1 protein-coding gene is annotated in these 1,310 nt (G+C 42.4%); it reads left to right on the top strand.

All coding sequences use genetic code 11. From position 1 onward, the window contains the following. Positions 1–69 precede the first annotated feature (69 nt). The coding region (gene ltrA / locus ACVWXS_RS25895) for a group II intron reverse transcriptase/maturase (RefSeq protein WP_456960689.1) at positions 70–1,310 on the top strand (1,241 nt) is incomplete at its 3' end.

Below are 1,310 nucleotides of genomic sequence, written 5' to 3'. Positions count from 1 at the left end.
GGGTATTTGCGGAGGGTGTAGTTCAGGTGGGCATAAGAAGACAAGCTATTCACGGAAAGGAACGAAATGGTGATGTTGAATCAAATTCTAGCACGTCCGAATATGATACAAGCATTAAAGCGAGTGGAAGCGAATAAAGGAAGCCATGGAGTAGACATGATGCCCGTACAAACCTTACGTCAGCACATCCTCGAAAACTGGGAATCCATTAAAGCGCAAATTCTAGCGGGAACCTATGAACCGCAACCAGTACGTCGTGTCGAAATCCCGAAACCAGACGGCGGTGTGCGCCTATTGGGAATCCCAACCGTGACAGACCGTTTGATTCAACAAGCCATATCGCAGATACTGTCAAAGGAATATGACAAAACATTTTCGGACCACAGTTATGGATTCCGTCCAAATCGGAGTGCCCATAACGCAGTTCGAAAAGCGAAGGGTTATATGAAGGAAGGATATCGTTGGGTTGTGGATATGGATTTAGAGAAATTCTTTGATAGGGTCAACCATGACCGACTAATGGCAACATTAGCGAAAAGAATTCACGATAAATCATTATTAAAACTTATCCGTAAATATCTCCAAGCTGGTGTCATGATAAATGGAGTTGTCTCGAGTACAGACGAAGGAACACCGCAAGGTGGACCATTAAGTCCTCTTCTTTCAAATATCGTGTTAGATGAGCTTGATAAAGAATTAGAGAAACGTGGTCATAAATTCGTACGATACGCAGACGACTGCAATATCTATGTAAAAAGTAAACGTGCGGGAGAGCGTACAATAGCAAGCGTACAGCGATTCATCGAAGGAACACTACGTCTGAAAGTGAATGAGTCCAAATCGGCGGTAGACCGACCATGGAATCGAAAATTCTTGGGTTTTAGTTTTTCACACCATAAAGAACCAAAAGTTCGGGTGGCGAAAACAAGCATTCAACGAATGAAGAAGAAAATACGAGAAATAACCTCTAGAAAGAAGCCATTTTCAATAGAATACCGTATCGAGAAATTAAACCAATATCTAATTGGATGGTGCGGATATTTTGCGCTCGCAGATACACCTTCAATATTCAACAGATTAGACAGTTGGATTAAAAGAAGGTTGCGAATGTGTCTTTGGAAGAATTGGAAGAAACCCCGAACCAGAGTCAGAAATCTCATTCGCTTTAAAGTTTCATACGGAAAAGCATACGAATGGGGAAATACCCGAAAAGGATACTGGCGCATCTCAAAAAGCCCCATATTACACAGAACCCTCGGCAATTCCTATTGGGAAAGCCAAGGGCTGAAAAGTCTGCAAGTTCGTTACGA

The sequence above is a fragment of the Lysinibacillus sp. TE18511 genome (genome assembly GCF_054062295.1).
The sequence above is the reverse complement of the archived record's forward strand: the minus strand, read 5'-3'. Positions and strand labels throughout refer to the sequence as shown.